General features: G+C 65.7%; 18 protein-coding genes. 9 read left to right on the plus strand and 9 right to left on the minus strand.

Annotated features, from left to right (window positions below; all coding sequences use genetic code 11):
• Positions 1 to 43 precede the first annotated feature (43 nt).
• From HMPREF1022_RS13785 to HMPREF1022_RS13805, 5 genes are all read right to left on the minus strand, one after another.
• Positions 44 to 862, minus strand: coding sequence for a metal ABC transporter ATP-binding protein (locus HMPREF1022_RS13785; protein WP_008685340.1), 819 nt, complete (start codon positions 860 to 862; stop codon positions 44 to 46).
• Positions 837 to 1667: a metal ABC transporter substrate-binding protein gene (locus tag HMPREF1022_RS13790; protein ID WP_009303570.1), complete on the minus strand. Its 831-nt coding sequence runs from the start codon at positions 1665 to 1667 to the stop codon at positions 837 to 839. The genes HMPREF1022_RS13785 and HMPREF1022_RS13790 overlap by 26 nt, the downstream gene beginning before the upstream one ends.
• A 3-nt stretch (positions 1668 to 1670) precedes the next feature.
• Positions 1671 to 2294, minus strand: a complete 624-nt coding sequence (locus HMPREF1022_RS13795; protein ID WP_009303571.1) for a class I SAM-dependent methyltransferase — start codon at positions 2292 to 2294, stop codon at positions 1671 to 1673.
• A 64-nt stretch (positions 2295 to 2358) separates the two neighbouring features.
• Complete coding sequence (locus tag HMPREF1022_RS13800) at positions 2359 to 4470, minus strand: TonB-dependent receptor (protein WP_009303572.1); 2112 nt, start codon at positions 4468 to 4470, stop codon at positions 2359 to 2361.
• Between the two features lie 296 nt (positions 4471 to 4766).
• Entirely contained in the window at positions 4767 to 5240 is a 474-nt protein-coding gene (locus HMPREF1022_RS13805; protein ID WP_035061841.1) for a 23S rRNA (pseudouridine(1915)-N(3))-methyltransferase RlmH, read from the minus strand.
• Between HMPREF1022_RS13805 and HMPREF1022_RS13810 the strand changes: the two genes are divergently transcribed.
• From HMPREF1022_RS13810 to HMPREF1022_RS13835, 6 genes are all read left to right on the plus strand, one after another.
• Positions 5239 to 5931, plus strand: a complete 693-nt coding sequence (locus HMPREF1022_RS13810) for an L-threonylcarbamoyladenylate synthase (RefSeq protein WP_009303574.1) — start codon at positions 5239 to 5241, stop codon at positions 5929 to 5931. The two genes, HMPREF1022_RS13805 and HMPREF1022_RS13810, sit on opposite strands and share 2 nt — an antisense overlap.
• A gap of 229 nt (positions 5932 to 6160) precedes the next feature.
• Positions 6161 to 6658: an NUDIX domain-containing protein gene (locus HMPREF1022_RS13815; protein ID WP_009303575.1), complete on the plus strand. Its 498-nt coding sequence runs from the start codon at positions 6161 to 6163 to the stop codon at positions 6656 to 6658.
• Positions 6658 to 8502 carry a UbiD family decarboxylase gene (locus HMPREF1022_RS13820; RefSeq protein ID WP_009303576.1) on the plus strand — a complete coding sequence of 615 codons (1845 nt, stop codon included), beginning with the start codon at positions 6658 to 6660 and terminating at the stop codon, positions 8500 to 8502. The genes HMPREF1022_RS13815 and HMPREF1022_RS13820 overlap by 1 nt, the downstream gene beginning before the upstream one ends.
• A 175-nt stretch (positions 8503 to 8677) precedes the next feature.
• The gene (locus HMPREF1022_RS13825; RefSeq protein ID WP_009303577.1) at positions 8678 to 10336 is read left to right on the plus strand and encodes an NAD+ synthase; all 1659 of its coding nucleotides are present in this window, start codon (positions 8678 to 8680) and stop codon (positions 10334 to 10336) included.
• A gap of 436 nt (positions 10337 to 10772) precedes the next feature.
• Positions 10773 to 11756: a class II fructose-bisphosphatase gene (glpX, locus tag HMPREF1022_RS13830; protein WP_008685362.1), complete on the plus strand. Its 984-nt coding sequence runs from the start codon at positions 10773 to 10775 to the stop codon at positions 11754 to 11756.
• Complete coding sequence (locus HMPREF1022_RS13835; RefSeq protein ID WP_008685364.1) at positions 11757 to 12293, plus strand: hypothetical protein; 537 nt, start codon at positions 11757 to 11759, stop codon at positions 12291 to 12293. It begins immediately after the preceding gene.
• Between the two features lie 321 nt (positions 12294 to 12614).
• Here the strand turns inward: HMPREF1022_RS13835 and HMPREF1022_RS13840 are convergent, their stop codons facing one another.
• The 4 genes from HMPREF1022_RS13840 to HMPREF1022_RS13855 form a co-directional block, all read right to left on the minus strand.
• A complete protein-coding gene (locus HMPREF1022_RS13840; protein ID WP_009303578.1) occupies positions 12615 to 14693 on the minus strand; it encodes a hypothetical protein in 2079 nt (692 codons plus the stop codon).
• A 430-nt stretch (positions 14694 to 15123) separates the two neighbouring features.
• On the minus strand, positions 15124 to 17334 hold the full coding sequence (locus HMPREF1022_RS13845) for a hypothetical protein (protein WP_009303579.1): 2211 nt from the start codon (positions 17332 to 17334) through the stop codon (positions 15124 to 15126).
• A gap of 12 nt (positions 17335 to 17346) precedes the next feature.
• On the minus strand, positions 17347 to 18156 hold the full coding sequence (gene mazG, locus HMPREF1022_RS13850; protein WP_008685368.1) for a nucleoside triphosphate pyrophosphohydrolase: 810 nt from the start codon (positions 18154 to 18156) through the stop codon (positions 17347 to 17349).
• 46 nt (positions 18157 to 18202) lie between these two features.
• Positions 18203 to 18691, minus strand: coding sequence for a CvpA family protein (locus tag HMPREF1022_RS13855; protein ID WP_008685369.1), 489 nt, complete (start codon positions 18689 to 18691; stop codon positions 18203 to 18205).
• A 102-nt stretch (positions 18692 to 18793) separates the two neighbouring features.
• Between HMPREF1022_RS13855 and HMPREF1022_RS13860 the strand changes: the two genes are divergently transcribed.
• Genes HMPREF1022_RS13860 through folE2 form a run of 3 tightly spaced genes read left to right on the plus strand, consistent with a single transcriptional unit; the run spans position 18794 to position 20796 of the window.
• Positions 18794 to 19528, plus strand: coding sequence for a class I SAM-dependent methyltransferase (locus HMPREF1022_RS13860; protein WP_008685370.1), 735 nt, complete (start codon positions 18794 to 18796; stop codon positions 19526 to 19528).
• A gap of 45 nt (positions 19529 to 19573) precedes the next feature.
• On the plus strand, positions 19574 to 19993 hold the full coding sequence (gene nikR / locus HMPREF1022_RS13865; protein ID WP_008685371.1) for a nickel-responsive transcriptional regulator NikR: 420 nt from the start codon (positions 19574 to 19576) through the stop codon (positions 19991 to 19993).
• Complete coding sequence (gene folE2 / locus HMPREF1022_RS13870; protein WP_009303581.1) at positions 19993 to 20796, plus strand: GTP cyclohydrolase FolE2; 804 nt, start codon at positions 19993 to 19995, stop codon at positions 20794 to 20796. Before nikR ends, folE2 begins: the two co-directional genes overlap by 1 nt.
• The last annotated feature ends 56 nt before the right edge of the window (positions 20797 to 20852 follow it).

Raw genomic sequence — 20852 nt, forward strand, 5'->3', positions numbered from 1 at the left:
TCGCGGCCGCTAGGGCAATTCGCCTGTTTAACGGTGAATTGCCCTAAAAAAGCGCTGCCTTGCGGCCGTTGCAGTCGGCGATGGCGATGGGCACGCCGTACAGGGAACTGAGCAGTTCCGGCTGCATGGCGTCCTTGACGTCGCCTTGCCAGATCAGCCGCCCTTCGCGCAGCATGGCGACCTTTCGGGCCAGATTGAAGACCGCGTTGAGGTCATGGGTCACCATAAAGACAGTCAGCGCAAAGTCCCGTCGCAGGGCGGCAACGGCGTTGAGAATATCCCTCTGGGCCTGCCAGTCCAGGGCGGCGGTGGGCTCATCCAGCAAAATCAGTTCCGGCTCCTGGGCCAGAGCGCGGGCCAGGGCCGTACGCTGGCGCTCGCCGCCGGACAGGTGGCCGATGGGACGGCCCGCCAGATCGGCCAGCCCTACGGTTTCCAGGGCGTGCATGGCCAGGTCCTTTTCCCTCGGGCCGGGTCGCCTGAACAGGCCGAGGCGGCCGTAGGTGCCGCCCAGCACGGATTCAAAGACCGAGAGCGGCATCTTGGGGTCAAGGTCCGAGGTCTGGAAAACGTGGGCGATTTTCAGACGGACGGCGGGCGCGGTTTTGGGCGTCACCGGCAGGCCCGCATACTCCGCGCGGCCCGTGGAGCAGGGCGTCAGGCCGTTGAACAGCCCCAGCAGGGTGGACTTGCCCGCGCCGTTGGGGCCGATCAGAGTCCAGAAGTCGCCGGGCGCGACTTCGAGTGTGATGTCGCGCAGCACGCGGCGCGGGCCGAATCTGACGTCCACCCCGATCAGACGGGCCAGAGCGCGGGGCCGGGCGGCGGCTGCCGTGTTACAGCCGTGCGAGCTGTTCCGCATTGGCGCGCAGCAGGCTGAAGTAATCCGGCACGTCCGGGGCGGAGCCGGGGAAATTGGACAGCACGAGATGCGGCACCTTCAGCTCCAGTGCCAGGGGCAGGCCCGCGTCCGCGCCGCTCTGCAGGTTGTCGATCACGCCGCGCACGTTTTTGTCACGCACGTTGTCCAGCAGGCCGGCCAGATTACCGGCGCTGAGGTCTTCGGCCCGGCCGTAGGTCCGCAGCACGTCCAGCCCGGCCCAGCGGGCGAATTCCGCCTGCATTTCAGCGGCCAGCACGGCCTTGCCCCGTACGGGCGCGAGCATGCGCCCGCATGCGGCGGCAGCGCCATCCACCCGCTCCAGGCGTCGGCGCATGCGCTGTTCCACCGCAGGGGCCTGATCCGGGGCAATGTCGATCAGCGCGGCGGCAATGCGGCGCACGGCCTCCTTTTGGTTTTCCGGCACCAGCCAGCTCCCGTGCGGACCCAGCGCCGTCACGCGCAGTCGCCGGTTGTCGATGGCCTCCAGCATGCCCGTGATCTGCGGCATGCGGCTCTGAAAGGTATGGATCAGCAGAAGGTCGGCCTTGGCCGCGAAAACGAAGTCCGAGGTTTTGGCGTTTTCATGGCCGGGACAGCTGGAACCCTGGATAATGGTGAGGATTTCGCTTTCTCCGGCCGTGAGATCTCTGGCGATGCCCTCAATGAGCGACGTACCGGCGATGATTTTCAGTGACCGGGCCTGCGGGGACGCAGCCGTCGCCAGAAAGACGGCCAGGGTCGCGCACAGCAGGAAAACCGGGGAAAGAATGGAAGTGACCCGCATGTCTCACTCCTGTTTGCAAGCGGCAAAATAATAGTGCTCCGCGCTTTCATCCGCCCGCATCTTTGAAAAACCCGCCTGGCTGAAGATTTTCTTCATCCCGTGCGGGCAGGGCAAATGGTCGCCGCATACCGCATGATGCTGATCGTGCAGATCATTGAGTTTTTCCCGGCCGTCGATGTGCAGGACATAGGCCGCGCCTCCGGGCTTGAGCAGGCGATAAAATTCACACGCCGTCGCTTCCTTGTCGCTGAAGTGGGGAAAGGCGGAAAAGCAGATCACCGCATCCACATAGCCGTCCAGCAGGGGAACGGCTTCCACGCCCGCATGCAGTATCCAGGCGTCGGGATGGCGTTGCGCGGCGCAACGCAGCATGGCCGCCGAGGCGTCCAGGGCGATGAGGCGGCCTTCTCCGCCGACCCGGCGGCGCAGAAAGGGCAGCAGCACCCCCTGGCCGCAACCGGCGTCCAAGACGGTCATGCCCCTGTCCAAATCCACACGCGCCAGCAGGCTCTCCAGACGCCGCAACTTTTCCGGGGAATAGTTGCGATCCTCCCAGCCTTCGGCATGGTCCTCAAAAAAATGCCGCCGCGCGGCGCAGTGTTCTTCGTCCACCATAAACGTTTCCATAAAAGTTCCAGGCTGACGAGGCCGCCGCTCCGGGCAAAGAGCGGCGGCCTCGAGAGGCGTGGGTCTAGAATTTGAGTTCAAATCCCGCCATGAAGGAGGTGCCGGGCATGTAATAAAGCTGCCGGTCCGTGTTGTCGGCGGTTTTCTGCATCGCGTAGGCGTAAGGCGTGTTCAGCACATTGTTGACGGCCACAAAGACCCGGCCTTCTTCCAGATGCAGGTCGTCGTAGCTGAAGAGGTAGTCCAGCCGCAGATTGACCACATTGATGTCCGGCAGTTTGTCCACGTCGTGCAGTTCAGTGAAGTTGCTGTTCGGATTTTTTGGGGGAGTGCCCCGCATCAGATTGCCCGCGTAGACATTTTGCAGGTGCTGGTAGTCGCCGCTGAGCAGAAAGTGCTCCCAGAATTTCCACTTGAAACCGGCCTGAAGGGCGAAGCTGGGCGTATAGGGCATTTTGTCCGTGCTTTTGCCGTCGTCGCCCTTGGCCCAGGCCTTGAGCCAGGTGCCCCCGGCAAAAATTTCCAGCCCGTCCAGCGGGGTTACGCTGCCCGCCAGTTCCAGGCCGTCGATTTTGTATTCAGCGGTAGAGGAGTTGAAAAAGGAATCGCTGACGGGCATAGCCATGGCCATATTGGCTCTGAGCCGGTCCCTGCCGTCGTCGTGGAAATAGGTGGCGCTCGCGCTGAACAGGCCGGGCCGGACGTGGCTCAGGGCGACTTCGTAATGGTCCACCACTTCCGGCTTGATGTCCTTGGTGTTCAGGTAGCCGGGCAGGGACCGGTCAGCCAGGAAACCCTGCAGGACCACGGGGCTGGGGTAATTCACGCCGCGCGCGTAGGCGAAACTCAGATTGGTGTTGGCGTAGCCCAGCACCAGACCGGCCTGGGGCGAGGCGTAGTCCGAAAAAACGTCGCTGGTGTACAGGCGGATGCCCGCCGAGGGCGTGACGTGGAAGCTTTCTTCGCTGCCGAAGGTCTGGCTCACGGCCAGATAGGGGGAGAACAGGGTCTGCGTGGGAAAATCCCAGGATCTTGTGGTGTCCGTAGCGTATTTGCGCTGGTCGTTTTGCAGTTCCGTCACGTCCAGGTCGAAACCGGCCATAATCTCATTGCCTTCCCAGAGGCTGAAGGTCTCCCGGCCACGCAAACCGTAGAGCACATTGGTCTGGCGGGAAGTGGCGGCCTCGCCGTCTTCACCCCGGATATGGAAGAGGGTGTGGTTGTAATAGCCCTTCAGATAGCCTCGGGCATTGTCATAGGTGTTGTTCAGGGACAGCGTCGCCAGACTTGTGCCGGTGTCGTAGCGGTCAGCCATCAGGTACGTGCTGGGTCCTTGGGTTCTGCTGCCCGTGACGGCATTGTTGGGCGATTGGGTTTCGGCGTCCACCCGGTTGGCCATGAGGCGCAGGCTCCAGTTTTCGCTGAACTGGAAGCCCAGATTGGCGTAATAGCTGGCCTGATGGGCGGCGGTGTGTTCTTCGTGCCCCAAGGTGCTGATAAAGCTCTGCGCCGCGTAAATGTCCACGCCGTCTTTCTTCGCGCCCATGCCCAGGTTTTCGGCCACGGTGCCGAAGCTGCCCGCCTCAAAGCCCAGGCGCAATTCGTAGCCGTCTTCGGTCATGTATTTGGGAATGAAGTTGATCATGCCGTAGCCGCTGCCGAAGCGCGAGGGCTGGGGCGACTTGTAAATTTCCATACCGCCCAGGGCGTAGACCGGAATGCCGTCGGCCAGGGCCTGGCCGTAAAGCACGCCGCTGCGGGGCACGTCGTCGAAAAAGATGCTCAGGTCCGGACTGGGATGGCTGGCTCCGCGTCCGCGAATATACAGGCTGGGGCCGGTCTGGCCGCCGATGATGTTCTTTTTCTGGTACATGACGCCCGGCACGTTGCGCAGGGCGTCATAAAAATCCAGGGAGTTCTGGAGCTGAATCTGCTCTTCGGTGAGTACGTTGAACTGTGTGCCGAAGCGGGTCATGACCGGTACGGTGGGCGCCTGATCGGCCACTCCGTAAATGGTTACCGGCGGCAGGGTGTACGCCGCCAGGCTGCCTTCGGTGAGCGCCTCCTTGCGCCCGGCGGGCTGCGCCGCTGCGGTATCTCCCTCGGCCGCCGCCGGGCCTGCCGCCAGAACATGACACGCGGCCAGCGCGAGCATCAGCTTGAAAACCTTCCCCATGCCGAAACCTCCCCCCTTGCGGCCTCCAGCCGCGTTTATTGTGGTGTTTCCCCCATGACGCGGCGCGTCAGCCTGTCGAAGTGCTACGTTTTTTATATGCGTATGTAAAATATGTTATGTATATAAAAAACGTGCTATCGAAGCTATGCCGATACAAGAGGCGAGTCAAGCCTGTTTTGAAAATAGGTGAGGTTGAAGCGGAAAGGGTGCGCCCGCCGCACATTGACGGCGACGGCGGCAATCTCTACAAGAAACGGAAACCGGCGGCGGCCCGGAAGCGCCGGACCAGCGCCGGATCAATGATGGTACGGCACCTTGCGCAGGATGCACTCCGCCCGGTACAGCTGCTCCAGCAGGACCACGCGGGCCAGCTCGTGCGGCAGGGTCATGGCCGAGAGGCTGATCAGGCGGTAGGCCCGGCCGCGCACGGCCTCGTCCAGGCCCCAGGCCCCGCCCACAATAAAGCAGGCCCGGCCGCGCGCCTCCTGGTCCAGTTGCCGCAGCAGGGCCGCCAGCTGCGGCGAAGTCAGACTGAGGCCGCGCTCGTCCAGCACCAGGGGCACGTCCTGCGGGGCCAGAGCCTCCAGAATCCGCCGGCTTTCCAAGGAGTTGCGCCGGTCCGGGGGCAGAGCCGCGTCCCCGTCGCGCACTTCCGTGCATTCCAGACGCCGCCAGCGCGTGATCCGCGCCAGATAGTGGGCGGCGGCGTCTTTCCAGAACGGCGTCTTCAGACGGCCCACGCTGATCAGCCGCAAAGGTTTGCCTGTCATGTTCGATTCCCCCTGCCGCGTGCTTGATCTTGAAGCTGCGGCCCGATGCCTGCGCCGGGGCGGCGTGGTGATTTTCCCCACCGAAACCTTTTACGGTCTGGGCTGTCTGGCCGCCGACGCGGCGGCCGTGGGCCGTATCTACCAGCTCAAGCGGCGGCCCGTCCAGCGGCCCCTGCCCCTGCTGGCCGCCGATGCGGCCCAGGCCGGAAACGTGGTCCGGCTGGAAGCCGCGCCGCCGGAGCTGGTCGCGCGTTTCTGGCCCGGCCCGCTGACCCTGCTGCTCCCTGCCCGGCCCGGCCTGCCCGAACCTCTGCTCAGTGCGGGCGGCAAGGCGGCGGTGCGCGTCTCGCCGCATCCGCTGGCCGCCCGGCTGGCGCATCTGGCGGGCGGCGTGCTGACCGCCAGCAGCGCCAATCTGAGCGGGCGTCCCCCGGCCCGCACTCTGGAGGAATTGGACCCGGAACTGCTGTCCGCCCTGGCGGAATCGGGCGATGGGGGCGGCCTGCTGCCCGCCCTGAGCGAGGCCGAACAGCCCGCCGGGGGCGAGCCCTCCACCCTGGCGGAACCTTTGCCGGAACCGCTGCCCGAATCTCCGGCGGGCGAGGAAGACGGTTGCGCGCGCCTGCGCCTGTTGCGTGTCGGCGCGGTCGGCGTTCGGGCACTCACGGATGCGGGCTTTCTTTGTCTGTAAGGTCAGGGCGTCGGCCTTTCCCGGCATGGAGGCTTTACGCCTCCCGGCGTTTGGGCCGCCTGCCCGCGCCGGAGGCGGCCCAAGCCGGAGCGAAGCGAGAACCCTGATGCCCGGAGGGCAGAATAAAACAACGGACGAAGAGCGGAATGGCCCGGCACGGCGCTGTACCTTGCGGCGCGGGCCGGACTGGCTTACCATACGGCCGCACTTCATTTTTCCGGGAAAGCGCATGAAGAAAGACGTGATCTGCCCGCATTGCGGCAAGCCCTACAGTTGTTACCGCAATCCCACGCCCACCACGGACGTGGTTATTTATGAGCCGGGACGCGGCGTGGTGATCATTACGCGGGCCAATCCTCCTTTGGGCTATGCCCTGCCCGGCGGTTTTATCGACGAGGGCGAACAGGCCGAGGCCGCCGCTGTGCGCGAAATGCGCGAGGAAACCGGTCTGGATGTGGAACTGACCGGTCTGCTGGGCGTCTATTCCCGCCCGGACCGTGATCCCCGTCAACATACCCTGAGCGTGGTCTTCACCGGCAGGCCCCGTGATCCCGAAGCCCTGCGCGCCGGAGACGACGCGGCCGGAGCTGCTTTTTACCCGCCGGACGATCTGCCGGAACCACTGGCTTTTGACCACGCCCGCATCCTGGCCGACTTCCGCGAGGTTCTCGCGGGACGGCGGATGCTGGGCGCGGTGGAGCTCCCGGCGCGAAAAGGGGATTGCTGATGGGCTACGCCAACCTGAACCAGTGCCTGGTGGATCTGGAGGCCCAAGGGCAGCTCCGGCGCGTGGATGTGGAACTGGACCCCTATCTGGAACTGGCCGCCGTGCAGCGCCGGGCATTCCGGGCCAAGGCCCCGGCTCTGCTCTTCACCAGAGTCAAGGGCACGCGTTTTCCCATGCTGGCCAATCTCTTCGGCACGCGCGAGCGTTTGCGCTATATTTTCCGGGACAGTCTGCGGGCCGTGGACGCCGTGCTGGCGGCCAAGGCCGATCCCTCGGCGGCCCTGCGGCGGCCCTGGCGTTCGCTGGCCGCGCTGCCCGGCTTGGTCCGCATGCTGCCGCGCGCGAAGCGGAACGGCGGCGCTCCGGTGCTGGAGTGCAACTGCAATCTCGCCGATCTGCCGCGCCTGACCTGCTGGCCGGGCGACGGCGGACCCTTCATCACCCTGCCCCTGGTCTATAGCGAAGACCCCTGCCGCCCCGGCCTGAACGCCTCCAACCTGGGCATGTACCGGGTGCAGCTGGCGGGCAACGCCTACGCGCCCGACGAGGCGGGCCTGCATTATCAGATCCACCGGGGCATCGGCGCGCACCACGCCAATGCCATCGCCAGGGGTGAGGAACTGCCGGTGCATGTCTATGTGGGCGGCCCGCCCGCGCTGAGTGTGGCGGCGGTCATGCCCCTGCCCGAGGGACTCTCGGAACTGCGCTTCGCCGGTCTGCTGGGCGGACGCCGGGTGGAATTGGCGCGCGCCCCGGAGCTGCGTTTGCCCGTTCTGGCCGAGGCGGATTTCTGCATCAGCGGGCGTCTCGTGCCGGGGCTCAAGCCCGAGGGGCCCTTCGGGGATCATGTGGGCTACTACAGCCTGCGGCACGATTTCCCGGTGCTCAAGGTGGACGCCGTGTACCACCGGCGGGACGCGGTCTGGCCTTTTACCGCCGTGGGCCGCCCGCCGCAGGAGGATACGGTTTTCGGCGACTTCATCCACGAACTCACCGCGCCCCTGGTGCCCCAGGTTTTCCAGGGCGTGCGCGAGGTGCATGCCGTGGATGTCGCCGGGGTGCATCCTCTTTTGCTGGCCCTGGGCAGCGAGCGTTACACTCCTTACGAGGCGCGGCGCAGGCCGCGCGAACTGCTCACGGCGGCCCTGCATCTGCTGGGGGCCACCCAGACCGCCCTTGCCAAATACGTGTTGCTGGCCGCGCATGAGGACGCGCCTGGCCTGTGCGCCCGCGACGTGCCCGCTTTTCTGCGCCACCTGTTGGAGCGGACCGACTTCAGCCGCGACCTGCATTTCCTGACCCGCAGTACCAGCGATACCCTGGATTATACGGGCTGCGGCCTGCACGAAGGCTCCAAGCTGATCTGGGCCTCGGCCGGGGAAAAACGGCGCGAGCTGGGCCTGGAACTGCGCGGCGCTCCGGATCTGCCCGAGGGCTTTTCCGAGCCGCGTGTGGCCGGACCGGGCCTGCTGGTCGTGCGCGGCCCGGCGCACTCGCTGGAGCGCGGCGAACCGGACCCGCGTATGGAGGAACTGGCCCGCCGCCTGGAAGCCTGGCCCGAGCGGGAGGCCTTTCCGCTGGTGGCCGTGGTGGACGATGCCGCTTTCTGCGCCGCCGGGCTGGACAATTTTCTCTGGGTGGTCTTCACCCGTTCGGACCCGGCCACGGACAGCTACGGCGCGCATGCCCAGACACGCGCCAAGCACTGGTCCTGCGCTGCGCCCCTGGTTCTGGACGCCCGCCTCAAGCCCTTCCATGCCCCCCCTCTGGAAGAGGATCCGGCCGTCACGCGCGGAGTGGAAGCGCTGGCCGCGCCGGGTGGCCCTTTGCATGGATATTTTTAAGGAAACACTGATTCATGGTCTTTTTGCCCTCCGCCTGTGTCGGGCTCACACCGTGCGGTGGTCGAATATGTTTGAATATGCTCCCTCCGCCCGGAGTTCGCCCTTCTTGGCGGAGAATAAAAATCTTCATTAATCAGTATTTCCTTTATGTTTTAATCGCGGGGGAGGCCGTGGAATGAAAATCGCCTTATTGCAGTGCAACAGCGTCACCGGCGACGTGGCCGGCAATCAGGAGCGCATTCTGGAGGCCGCGCGCCAGGCCGCGCGGGAAGGGGCGGACTTGTGCGTCACGCCGGAGCTGGCCCTCTGCGGCGTGGCTCCCGGCCACTATCTGCGCGCCGTTGATTTCGCCCAGGGCTGCCGTACGGCCCTGCGGAATCTGGCCGAGGCCCTGAAGGACGGGCCGCCCCTGCTGGTGGGCGCGCCGGTGCCCAGCGTCTATGCCGCCGGTCTGCTCTCCAACGCGGGCGTGCTGGTGGACAAGGGCCAGTGGCAGGTGGCTTCGCGCAAGGTCTATCAGAATATGGGCCGGAATTCGGGCCAGGACGACGACGTGCGCTATTTCGACCGCGGGGTGTCCTGCGGCATCCTGAGCCTGGGCGGCTGGCGGCTGGGCGTGGTGCTCTGCGAGGACGCCGTGGCCGAGGACGGCGCGTTCTGGAAAACCCAGTACGCCAGTGGCCATAATCCGCTCATGGAGCTGGTCCAGCGCGGGGTGGACGCCGTGGTGCACATGGCCGCCGCGCCCTATTGCGTGGGCGCGCAGGAGGCGGGCGAGCACATGCTTTCGCATGTGGCGGCCCGGCATCACATACATCTTTTTTCGGTCAATCCGGCGGGCGGCAACGACAGCCGCGTGTACAACGGCCAAAGTCTGGCCTTTGACCCCACCGGCCAGCTCCTGGCGCGCGGCAAGGCCTTTGCCGAAGACGTGCTGGTGGTGGACACGGCCCGGGGGTCCGGCAGGGTGGAGGAGCTTTGCCGAAGCGCCGAGGAAGCCGGTTGGCGCGCCCTGACTTTGGGCACGCGCGACTTTGTGCGCAAGTGCGGCGCGGAACGAGCCATTTTGGGGCTTTCCGGCGGCATGGATTCGGCCCTGGTCTGCTGCATCGCGGTGGAAGCCCTGGGCGCGGACAAGGTCACCGGCGTGCTGATGCCCTCGCCGTACACCAGCGAGGATTCGCTGACCGACGCCCGTCGGCTGGCGGACAATCTGGGCGTGTCCACCGTGACCCTGCCCATTGAGCCTCTGATGCGAGCCTTTGAAGCGACGCTCAAGCCGGGCCTGGATCTTTTCCCGCCGTATGCGGGCGAGGTGACCTTTGAAAACGTGCAGGCCCGCATCCGGGGCACGCTGCTCACGTCCCTGGCGAACCGGGCCAGGGCCCTGGTGCTGAACACCGGCAACAAGAGCGAAGGGGCCATGGGCTACTGCACCCTGTACGGCGACGCCGTGGGCGCGTTGGGGGTCATCGCGGATCTGACCAAAAGCCAGGTCTATGCCGTGGCCCGCTGGTACAATGCCCACCGGGGCGCGGAGATCATCCCGCGGAACGTCTTTGACAAAGCGCCTTCCGCCGAATTGCGGCCCGGCCAGAAGGATGCGGACAGCATCCCCCCTTACGAGGAGCTGGACCCCATGCTGGAGGAACTGCTGGAGCCTACCGCCCAGGGGCAGGACAAGCCCATGAGCGATGTCTGCCGCGAGGTGCGCGACAAGCTGTTCCGGGCGGAATTCAAGCGCCGCCAGGAACCGTTGGCCCTGCACGTGAGCCGCGTGCCCTTCGGCGCGGGCTGGCAGGCGCCGGTGGCCGGGCGCTACCGGCTGCCGTAAGCGGGTCCGGGCGAAGCTGTCGGCAGGGCAATTGAATGAATAGAACGAAAAAGAAAAATACTCTTGCGTCAGCCTTCCTGTACCTTTGCGGTTATTTTACAAAATCCGCCTTTTCCGCGCGGGCGGCGTTACCGGCGCATTTTTGATGCTCACATACTCAAGTATGCTCCGCTCAAAAACGTGCCGCTGCCTTGCCCGCACGAAAAAATCGCCAATTTTGCAAAATTCCCGCAAAACCAGCCCCCGCTCACTTGCCGACTGCGTCGGCTGTGTTCGCGGATTTAAGGAAGGCACACGTATGGATGCAAATGAATATCCGACGATTAAGGCATTCATTCGATTGCCCTGAAGGGGCCGGGCTTTTCCCTTGAAGCCCGGCGCGCAGTGGAGTAAAACCAGTTCTCAAACAACGCAGTTCCATCAGCTGGAGGATGTCATGGCGGAAGCACCGGAGAAAAACCTGGCCCTTGATATTGTACGCATCACCGAGGCCGCGGCCCTGGCATCAGCCCGCTGGCTTGGCCGCGGCGACAAGGAGGCCGGGGACGGCGCGGCCGTGGACGCCATGCGCATCAGTTTTTCCACCCTGCACATCGACGGCATGGTGGTCATCGGCGAGGGTGAGAAAGATAATGCGCCCATGCTCTACAACGGCGAAAAGGTGGGCATGGGCGACGGTCCGCGTCTGGACGTGGCCGTGGACCCGGTGGAAGGCACCAATCTGCTGGCCTACGGGCGGCCCAACGCCATTTCCGTGGTGGGCGTGGCCCCCAAGGGCAGCATGTTCGATCCCGGTCCCAGTTACTATATGCAGAAGCTGGTGGTGGCGCGCGAGGCGCGCGACGTTATCGACCTGGACGCGCCGGTCAGGGTCAACCTGGACAATGTGGCCAAAGCCATGGGCAAGAGCGTGCAGGATCTGGTGGTCTTTGTGCTGGACAAGCCGCGTCACCAGCGCCTGATCGAGGAAATCCGCGCCGCCGGGGCGCGCATCCAGTTGCAGACCGACGGCGACGTGGCCGGATCGCTGATGGCTGTGGACCCGCGTTCCGAAGTGGACGTGATGATGGGCACGGGCGGCACTCCGGAAGGCGTGCTGGCCGCCTGCGCCATCAAGGGCATGGGCGGGCAGATTCTGGCCCGGCTGGACCCGCAGTCCTATGTGGAAAAAGAGGCCATCAACGAGACCGGTATAGATCTGCGCGAAGTGCTCACGGTCAATGACCTGGTGCGCAGCGACGACTGTTTCTTCGCCGCCACGGGCATTTCCGGCGGCGACTTTTTACGCGGCGTGCGCTACAGCGCCCGCCACGCGGTGACTCATTCTCTGGTTTTGCGCGGCAAAACCGGCACACTGCGGTATGTGGAGTCCTATCACAATATGGACAGACTCTCTAAATTTAGTGCGGTTCGGTATTGAATGAATAACGGTTATCACAGAACGCCGACGTTGCTGCGTCGGCTTTTTCGGGCCGGGCTGGCTTTGGTCGCGGTGCTGGTCGCGACTCTGAGCCTGACGCCGGTCCTGGCCCAGGACGCCCTGGCGGCGCGCGCCGTCCAGAAAAAGGCCGCCCAGGCCGTCACGGTGTATGAAAATCAACCGCCGGTCACCGACAAGGAACTGGTGGGTTTTCTGGAAATTCTGCCCCGCTTCCGGGCCTGGGCCAAGGAGCATAAGGAAGAGGCCCATCCGGTCTTGCGCAACGGTAAGGCGGACTTCCTCTATTCGCCCCAAGCGGCGGAATGGGTGCGCGCCCAGGGCTGGGACCCGGTACGCTTTTTCTGCGTCATGGGCCGCATGGCCGCGGCCCTGGTCATTGTGGAAGAAGGCAACGACATGAGCGGCACCCGCCCGCGCGACATGCCCGGCGTCACCGAGGAAGAGCTGGCTCTGGCCCGTCGCCACCTGGGCACCATGCTCAAGGCCGGGGGCAATGCGCCGCCCATCAACAGATAGAATTCGCTTATTTCAAAAGTGAATTGCTTCAGAGCGGATTACCTTTGAAATGCTGCACATTCCAGAGGTAAAAACACGCTTACTTTGCCGCTTGGCTATGCTGTCCTCGCCCGTAAAGCTCTAAGACTCGCTAACGGGAGAGGCAACAGCGCAAATAAATTGCGCTTCGGCTTCGTAGCAGAAGGCTGCTCTCGCAGCCCCCTTAGAGCATTTCAACCTTGAAATGCCCTGACTTCCGCGTCTGATCGCGGCGGAAGTCAAGAGAGCCGCTTCGGAACACATCCGGAGCGGCTCTCTTGACTTCTTGTGTGATGGAATAAATCAGTTGGCGGAAGAGGGCGCGGCGGGCGCGTTTTCCTGCTTCCCACTTTGCGGTAAGGATTGGGGAGCGGCCTCGGGCGTTGCCACGGGTGCGGGAGTGGTCGTCTGCTCCGGCCCGGCTTCGCGCGCGGTTTCCGGCAGGGGCTCGACGGCTTGCGGCGTTTCCGGCTGTGTTTCAGGCCGGGCGGCCTCGGGCTGCGCTGCCGGTTCCGGCGCGGGTGCGGCATTCTCCCGTGCCTGCTCCGAGGCTTGGTTCGGGGCTTGGTCCGGCAGAGTTGCTTCCGGCGCGGCCGGGACGGGCGGCGCACCTTCTTCCTGCGGCGTCGCGGGCGCGGCGGGCGTCACGGCGTTTTCCGGCATGGTCGGCATCCGGATGTCCTGGAGGCGGCTCAGATGGGCCTCAGGCAGGGCCGCCAGCTCCGGCGCGAGCATCAGGGCAGCCGGCTGGGTGAGAATCACGGCCACCAGAGTGCAGAACAGCAGTGCGCCGCCCGGATGGTCCCGCCGGATAAAACGGGTCATGGCCACGGCGGCCAGCAGGCAGAGCGTGCCGAGCACGGGCAGGGCCTTGAGCCCCAGAATCATTTCGCGCTGTTCCGGGCTGAGGGGCCAGGAGAAAAAGCGCGCCATCCAGTCCAGGGAAAAGCCGAAGCTCGCCGCTACCAGGGCCATGCCCGCGTGCAGCAGGCAGAGAGCCGCGATGAGGTAAAACAGGCGGCTGCCCAGATGGGGCAGGCGCAGCAGGGCCTTGCCCAGCAGGGGCGCGGCCAGGCAGGCCAGGCAGACTGCCACGCTCTGGAGCTGCGCCATGGGCATGAACAGGCTCAGCAGACAAGCCAGCACCATGCTTATCCAGACAAAGGCCGAACCGGCGCGTTCCGCTCGGGAGGCCTTGAGATCGCTCCAGGCTGAGCGCAGCACCCGTTGCCAGGAAACGCAGACCACCATGCCGATCCAGGGCACAAGGCCCAGACCGGCCACGGCCAGGGGCAGCCACCAGCGGGCGGTCACCGGGCCGTGCCATTGCCTCACTGTGGCGAACAGGCCTTGCATATAGCCTTCGGCGTTGGTCCAGAGGATGATCCCGCCCAGCCAGAGGGCCAGAAGCAGCAGAAGGAGGACAAAGCCGGTCAGGGCGTCCAGAGCCTGGGCCCGGCGGAAGGTGGCCCGCCAGAGCAGGAAGAGGGCGCTGGCGAGCAGGGGCAGCAAGAGATGGAAGAGCCCGCCGGTCAGGCCTGCCAGACCGGCCAGCACAAAGCCCGCCGGTAGGTAGAACCAGGCGCGTTGCGCCTGCCAGCCCCGGCAGAAGCAGATCAGGGAGAAGAGCAGCAGCGCGGCCGCCAGAGCCGCCGGACCCGTGAAATGGGCCAGAGGCGCGAAAATAGGCATGCAGAGCAGAATCAGACCGGCGGCCAGGGCCGCCTTGGAGCCGAAGCCCGCCGCGCGGCTCAGGCCCCAGACGCCCAGCAGAGCCAGGGCGGCTGCCAGAGCCCCGGACAGGGGAAAGAGCAGGGCGGGCGGGAGCAGCGCGGCAAGGGAGGCCAGAAACCAGGTGAAGCCCGGCCACTGCGCCGCCAAACCCGCCGCCGACTCCATTGCCAGGCCCGCCCCCGGGGCCAGCCATTGCCCGTCCTGCTGCGCGTGCAGGAAGATCTGGATGTTCCGGACCTCTGCCGGGCAATACAGGGCGTCGCCCCGCCAGCCCTGCCAGAAATCCGGCCAGGCCTGGGCCGCCAGCACTGTCAGCAGCACCAGGGGGCCCAGGCAGCAAAGGGCCTGGAAGAATTTTTCGGCCTGGCCAGCGGGGGGGACCGGCGCGGCCTGTTTTTCCGCGCGCGGCGGCACATGGCCGCCCTTATTTTTATCGGCGTGTGTGCCATCCGGCGTTGCGTCAGCTTCCGGCTGACCGGCAACGGCGTCCTGTCCGTCTGGTCCTGTCTGTTCGGGCGTCGTGCCCGTAGCGGCCGTGTGATCCGGCGTTGCGGCCCGCGTGGTCTCCGGAGCGGCGTCGGGCATGGCGTCCGTCCTGCTCTCCGGCGAAGCGTCCGGGGAAGGGGTGGGGGCTTTGTCTGAAGTCATGGCGTCGCTCCTTGCTGCAAGGGGTGGATGCTTTTAGGAATCACTGATTAATGGTTTTTTTGCCCTCTGCCTGCGTCCGGCTCATTCCGTGCGAAGGCCGGGTTTGAATATGCTCCCTCCGCCCGCGGTTCGCCGTCCTTGGCAGAGAACAAAAATCTTCATTAATCAGCGCTTTCTTAGAACAGATTGCCTTTGAGAATTGACATTCTCAAAGGTGACGCTGCCCTCAGCCTATCGTCGCTGTCGTCATCCGTAGCGCTGCTGTCTTGATCCGTAACACGGCTTCGCCGTGAACGGCTCAAGCAAGCCGCCCAGCGGCAACGGCTGACGCGCGGCGGGAACGCGGCCCTGCCTTGGCTTTCGGCGCGGGCGTCTGCTTTCGCAGCCGCTGGAGCAAAGTAACTTTTCAATGTTACTTTGTCTCAAAACTCTATCGGCCAAGGCCCGCTGCCGGGCCGTCCAGCAGCACATGGCGGGAATGGCGGCCGTCCAGCTCCAGTTCAAGGCCGTGCCCGTTCCGCGTCAAGGCGGAAGACAGGTCCTGGCCGCCGCCGATGTCCCGGACAGTGCGCGCCGTAATACCGGCGGGCAGTGCCAGGGGGAAAATGCGTTTTTCAGCGGAAAAGTTGGCTGCCAGCAGCCAGCAGCCGCCCGAGGGCAGGGCGCTGAGCACGGCCACGCAGCCCGGCGGTCCGCTGAATACCGCCAGCAGTTTGCCCTCTGCCAGACCCGCGTCGCGGCGGGCGCGCAACAGGCGGGCCATACTGTGCAGAAAACTTTGTCTGTCCGCCCATTGCTGTTCCAGAGCGCCGAAAGCCGACGGCGCGTCAGGTGCGACGCCGCCCGGATTGCCGCCCCAGAGAGGCGTCAGGCCCAGGCTGGCGGGCAGATCCGCCGTGGAGCGCGATAGGTCCAGCGCCCCGCTGAGATCCTGGGGGCTCACAAAACTCAAGCCCGGCAGGCCCACACGCCAGCCCAGCAGCAAAAGGCAGGCTTCGCGCAGGGCCGCGCTTTTGCCGCTGCCGTCCGCCGCCGAAGCCGATGCTTCCGCCGGTTTCAGGCCCAGAGCGCGCGCGGCCAGAGAGGCGGGCGTGGTCCAGAGTTGCATGGCCTCGGGCGGGGCGCCGGCCAGACGCTGCGCCTTGCGGATCAGTTCCCGGCCCTGCGGCAGGTCCAGCAGGGGCTGCCAGTCCACGGCCTGCCAGTCGTGCAGACCGCGCGCCAGGCGGCTCTGGTCCACGCCGGAGGCCTGTGAGGCGCGCAGCAGGGCTGCCAGCGGGGCCGCGTCGCCGCTGAGCAGGGCATAGGCGGCGGCCGCCGGGGTGATGCTGTCGCGGCTGAAATCCACGGCCCCGGCCAGCACAACGGGCGTGAGCGAGGGCGGCAGCACGTCGTCCTGCATGGCCCAGCCGCCGTAGCGATGCACTTCGCGCGCGGCTTCATCCAGAGCGTCCAGGCCCGGCGTCAGTCGGGCGAGGCGGGCCGCATCCCCGCCGCCGGGATGGGCCGCCTGCGCGGCGGCCGCGTCTTCAGCCGCTCCGGCGGGCACGTCCAGGCCCATGAGGGCTTCCAGGCGCAGGCCGGTCAGGGTCTGCTGCTGCAGGCCGGTATGCCGGATGATGGCGGCGGAAAAAATGCGCCTGGCTTGGCCCGATGGGTCCTGCCAGAGCAGCACCGGCCGCAGGGCGTCGCCGCTGTAGCGGTAGACCCAGCGCCGGATCCGGCCGTCGGCCCCGCGCACTTCGCCGGTCGCGGCCCAGCCGCCGGGCGTGGCCCAGGGCAGGGAATCGCGCACCAAGGCGTCGGGCAAAAGGCCGCGCTGGGCCAGTTGCGCCACGGCTTCGGGCCGCAGGGGCAGGCATTCCCACTCGTCCGGCAGGCGGGGCAAAAGACCCCAGTCTTTCTGCGGCACCGCGATCATGGCGTAGATGCCGTCAAAGCGCGCGGCCCGCCGCGCCTGAAGAATGAAGTCCGGTCCCAGGCCCGTGGCCGCCGGGGGCAGCTCGCCGCCCATCTGGATCTGCAACGGTTCCAGGCGTTGGGCCAGTTTTTCGAAGTCCGCGTCCGAGCCCAGGGCCGGGTCAAAACGCAGGGAGGCGACGTTTTCCCCGCCGGGCGAGGACTGGTTGTGCTTGTTCCAGAGGTCGCCGCGCTCGCCGGTGGGGGAGACGAACAGCCCATTGAGCCCGGCCTGGGGCAGCGCGTCCGGGAAACCGGCCCCGGTCCCTCCGGCCAGGGCGCGGAACACGGGCTGTCCTGTGCTGACGGTGTACGGATTGAGCGCGAACCAGTTGGGCGCGGCCCCCAGCAGCACAGGCAACCGCCGGGCCGTGCTGCTGTTGCGCCAGATGCGTTCCGTGCCGGAAACCTGGGCGGTGAGTTCGGGTGCTGCCCCGAGCATGGACTGCCGCTCAAGCCATTGCAGATAGCCGGGGTCGGCTCTGGGCAGGCCGTTGCTTGCGGCCTGGGCCGGCGTTGCGCCGGAGGCCGGGCGCGCCGCGTGTTTTGAGGGCGTGCAGGCCGCCAGGCAACAGACTAGGCAAGAGGCCAGACAACAGGCCATGACGGCCGACAGAAGGACGGGCAGCCCGGCCGACCGTCCGGCCCTGGAGGAAGCTGAAGGTCGCGTCCGTAGCGGCATGGGCCGTCTCCGTCAGGCCTTGGCGGCGGATTGGGCTTCTTCCTCCGCCTTGGCCGCGTTCCAGAGCTCGTCCTTGTCGTCCAGGGAAAGCTCCGTGAAGTCCCGGCCCTGCTCCCGGGCCAGTTCTTCCATGCGGGCGAAGCGGCGCAGGAAACGCAATGTGGCCAGATCCAGAGCCTCATTGGCCTTGATGCCTTTGCGGCGGCCCAGCTCCGTAATGCTGAACAGCAGATCGCCCAGTTCGTGCTTCTGGGCCTCCGCGTCGCCGTTGGCCGAGGCGTCGAGCCATTCCAGCCATTCGGCCTCCACCTGCTGTTCCACTTCTTCGTCCTCGGGCCAGGTGAAGCCCGCGCGCGCGGCCTTGGAGTGGATGCGGTAGGCCTTGACCAGGGGCGGCAGGCTGGCGGGCAGGCTGTCGAAAATGCCCTGGGGCGCGCCGTCGGCGTCCGCGTGTTCGGCGCGTTTGATGGCCTCCCAGGTTTTGAGCTGCTCGTCCAGGTTTTCAAAGACCGTGTCCCCGAAGACGTGCGGATGGCGGCGGATCATCTTGGCCCGGCTGGTGTTCAGGGCGTCGCTGAAGTTGAATTGCCCCCGCTTTTCGCACAAACGGGCCACGAAGAGCAGCAGAAAGGCCACATCGCCCAGCTCTTCGCGGATGTCGTCCGTTTTGCCCGAGCGGATGGCGCTGACCAGCTCGTGACTTTCCTCAATAATGTAGTCGGCCAGGCTTTCCGGGCTCTGTTCCTTGTCCCAGGGGCAGCCGTCCGGGCCCGTCAGGCGTTCGATGACGTTCTGCAACTCTTCCAATGCGCTTTTTTCCATAACGCTGTGCATCCTTGGTATGAGTATGGGCATATGACGCGCCGGTTCAGATTCCCAGGCGGGACACGAGATCGGGCGGCAGCCAGGTGCGCACCTGTTCCATCAGGGCGTTGAAATAGGGCAGGACGCGCGAATGCTGCATGAACGGCGCGTCGTGAAAGAATTTTTGCAACACCAGCAGCGCCAGCGCGCAGAGCAGCACGCCCTTGGCCAGGCCCAGCAGGCCGCCCGCCAGCCTGTCCGCCCAGGAGACGAAGGAAAATGAAAGGATTTTCTGCAGCAGGCGGGCCAGCACGGCCACGACCAGAATCACGGCCAGAAAGATCAGCACGTAGGCGGCGATGGTCCGCCAGGCCGGGTCGGCAATGGCCGTGAGGCGCGGGGACAGCAGGGAGTGATAGGCGTGCGCGGCCCAGAAGCCGCCCACCAGCGAAACCACCCCGGCCACTTCGCCCACAAAACCGTGCACAAAGCCCCGTCCGGCAAAAAAGACCAACGCCAGGACGATGATCAGATCAAAAATGTCTTGCCCCATATGCGGTTCCCTCAGCCTCCACGACGCACCATAGCAGAAGCGCCGCTGTGAGACAATGCGGCCTGCTGTACAGCCCCCGGACGTTGGGCTATATTCCTTCGCGTGAAATACGTATCCGCAGCATCCGCCCCGGCGGAATCTCAGGGGCCCGGAGGGCAGAGCGCCGCTCTTGAGGCCTACACGCCGGAAATCAGCGTGGCCGCGGCGGGGCGGCAATGGCGCCTGACGCGGGCCGCCGATCTGGAGGAACTCTGGGATGCCATGACCGCCGATCCTCATAATTTCGAGGACGAGCGGCTGCCCTACTGGACTGAGCTCTGGCCCTCCAGCGTGGCTCTGGCCGGCTGGCTGGCGGCCCGGCAAGAGGAGATCGCGGGCCGCGCCTGCCTGGATCTGGGCTGCGGCCTGGGGCTCACCGCTCTGGTGGGCCAATGGCTGGGCGCGCGGGTCACGGCTGTGGATTACGAGGAAGCCGCCCTGCATTTCGCGTCGCGCAACGCGGCTCTCAATGGCGTGACGCCGCCGTGCTGGGCGCTCATGGACTGGCGGCGCCCGGCGGTGCGCGCACGGAGCATGGCGCGGATCTGGGGCGGGGACATCATGTATGAGAAGCGTTTTGTGGCGCCGGTGCTGCGCTTTCTGGAGCATGCCCTGGCCCCGGACGGCGCGGCCTGGGTGGCCGAGCCGGGGCGCTCAGTGTATGAGGCTTTTCTGCACGCCCTGCACAGCGGCGGCTGGCAGGGGCGGCGTGTGCATACCGCGCGGGTGGAGCCCCTTTATGCCCAGCCCGTGCCGGTGACCGTGCAGGTATGGGAAATCCGGCGGCGGGCGGACTGAGCGCGCACGGGCTGGAATTATTTCTACAGACGGCAGGCGGAATGTATGGGCAAACTGGCGCGTTTCGGCGTATCGCTGGATGAGGATTTATTGGGGCCTTTTGACGCGCTCTGCGCGCGCAAGGGCTATTCCAACCGTTCGGAAGCCATCCGGGACCTGATCCGCAAGGCTTTGGTCGAAGAGGACTGGCGGACATCCCAGGGGCAGGGCGCGGGCACGCTGACCCTGGTCTACGACCACCACAAAAACGATCTGGCGCGGCGGCTGATGCGCATTCAGCACGACGACCACGACATCATCGTGACCACCCTGCATGTGCATCTGGATCATTACAACTGCCTGGAGGTGCTGGTGCTCAAGGGCGAGGCCGAGCGCGTGCGGGCTCTGGCCGACCGGCTGATCTCCTGCCGCGGCGTCAAACACGGCACGTTCAGCGTGACCACAACCGGACAGGATCTGGCCTGATGGAAGACGTACAAAGCCATGCCCCCACAGTGCCTCTGAATATCGACCGCGTGGGTGTGCGCGAACTCAGGCTGCCCCTGCTGGTGCGCGATCGCGCCCGGGGCAGTCAGCAGACCGTGGCCAGCGTGGACCTGGGCGTGGACCTGCCTTCGGCCTTCAAGGGAACCCACATGAGCCGTTTTGTGGAAGCCCTGGAGGAGTGGAATGAGGAAATCAGCTACCAGTCGGTGCGCCGCCTGCTGGAAAACATCAAGGAACGCCTGGGCGCGCGGCGGGCCTGGGCGCGCTTCAGTTTTCCCTATTTCATCCGCAAGGCGGCCCCGGCCTCGGGCAGCCCCGGCACCGTGGCCTATGCCTGCCGCCTTACCGGCGAACTGGGTGAAAACGGGCAGTCCTTTCTGCTGGATCTGGACGTGCCGGTGATGACCGTCTGCCCCTGCTCCAAGGCCATCAGCCGTGAGGGTGCGCACAGCCAGCGGGCCATCGTGCGCATGCGCGTGCGCATGACCGGCTTTTCCTGGCTGGAGGAATTCATCGAGATGGCCGAAGAGTCGGGTTCCTCGGCGGTCTATACCCTGCTCAAGCGCGAGGACGAAAAATTCGTCACCGAGCACGCCTTTGCCGCCCCGGCCTTTGTGGAGGACGTGGTGCGCAATGTGGCGCAGCGCCTTTCCCGGCACACGCATGTGGACTGGTTCAGCGTGGAGGTGGAGAGCATGGAGTCCATCCATAACCATAACGCCTTTGCCCGCATCGAACGCGGTCTGGCCGCATCCGGAGCCCGGAAAGGCGCTCGGCCTTAGGGTTTGGCGGATCCGGTCCGGCACGGGAAAAAGCGTTTTGCAGTGGGCTGATTTTA

Source organism: Desulfovibrio sp. 6_1_46AFAA (assembly GCF_000224635.1).
Lineage (GTDB): Bacteria > Desulfobacterota > Desulfovibrionia > Desulfovibrionales > Desulfovibrionaceae > Desulfovibrio > Desulfovibrio fairfieldensis.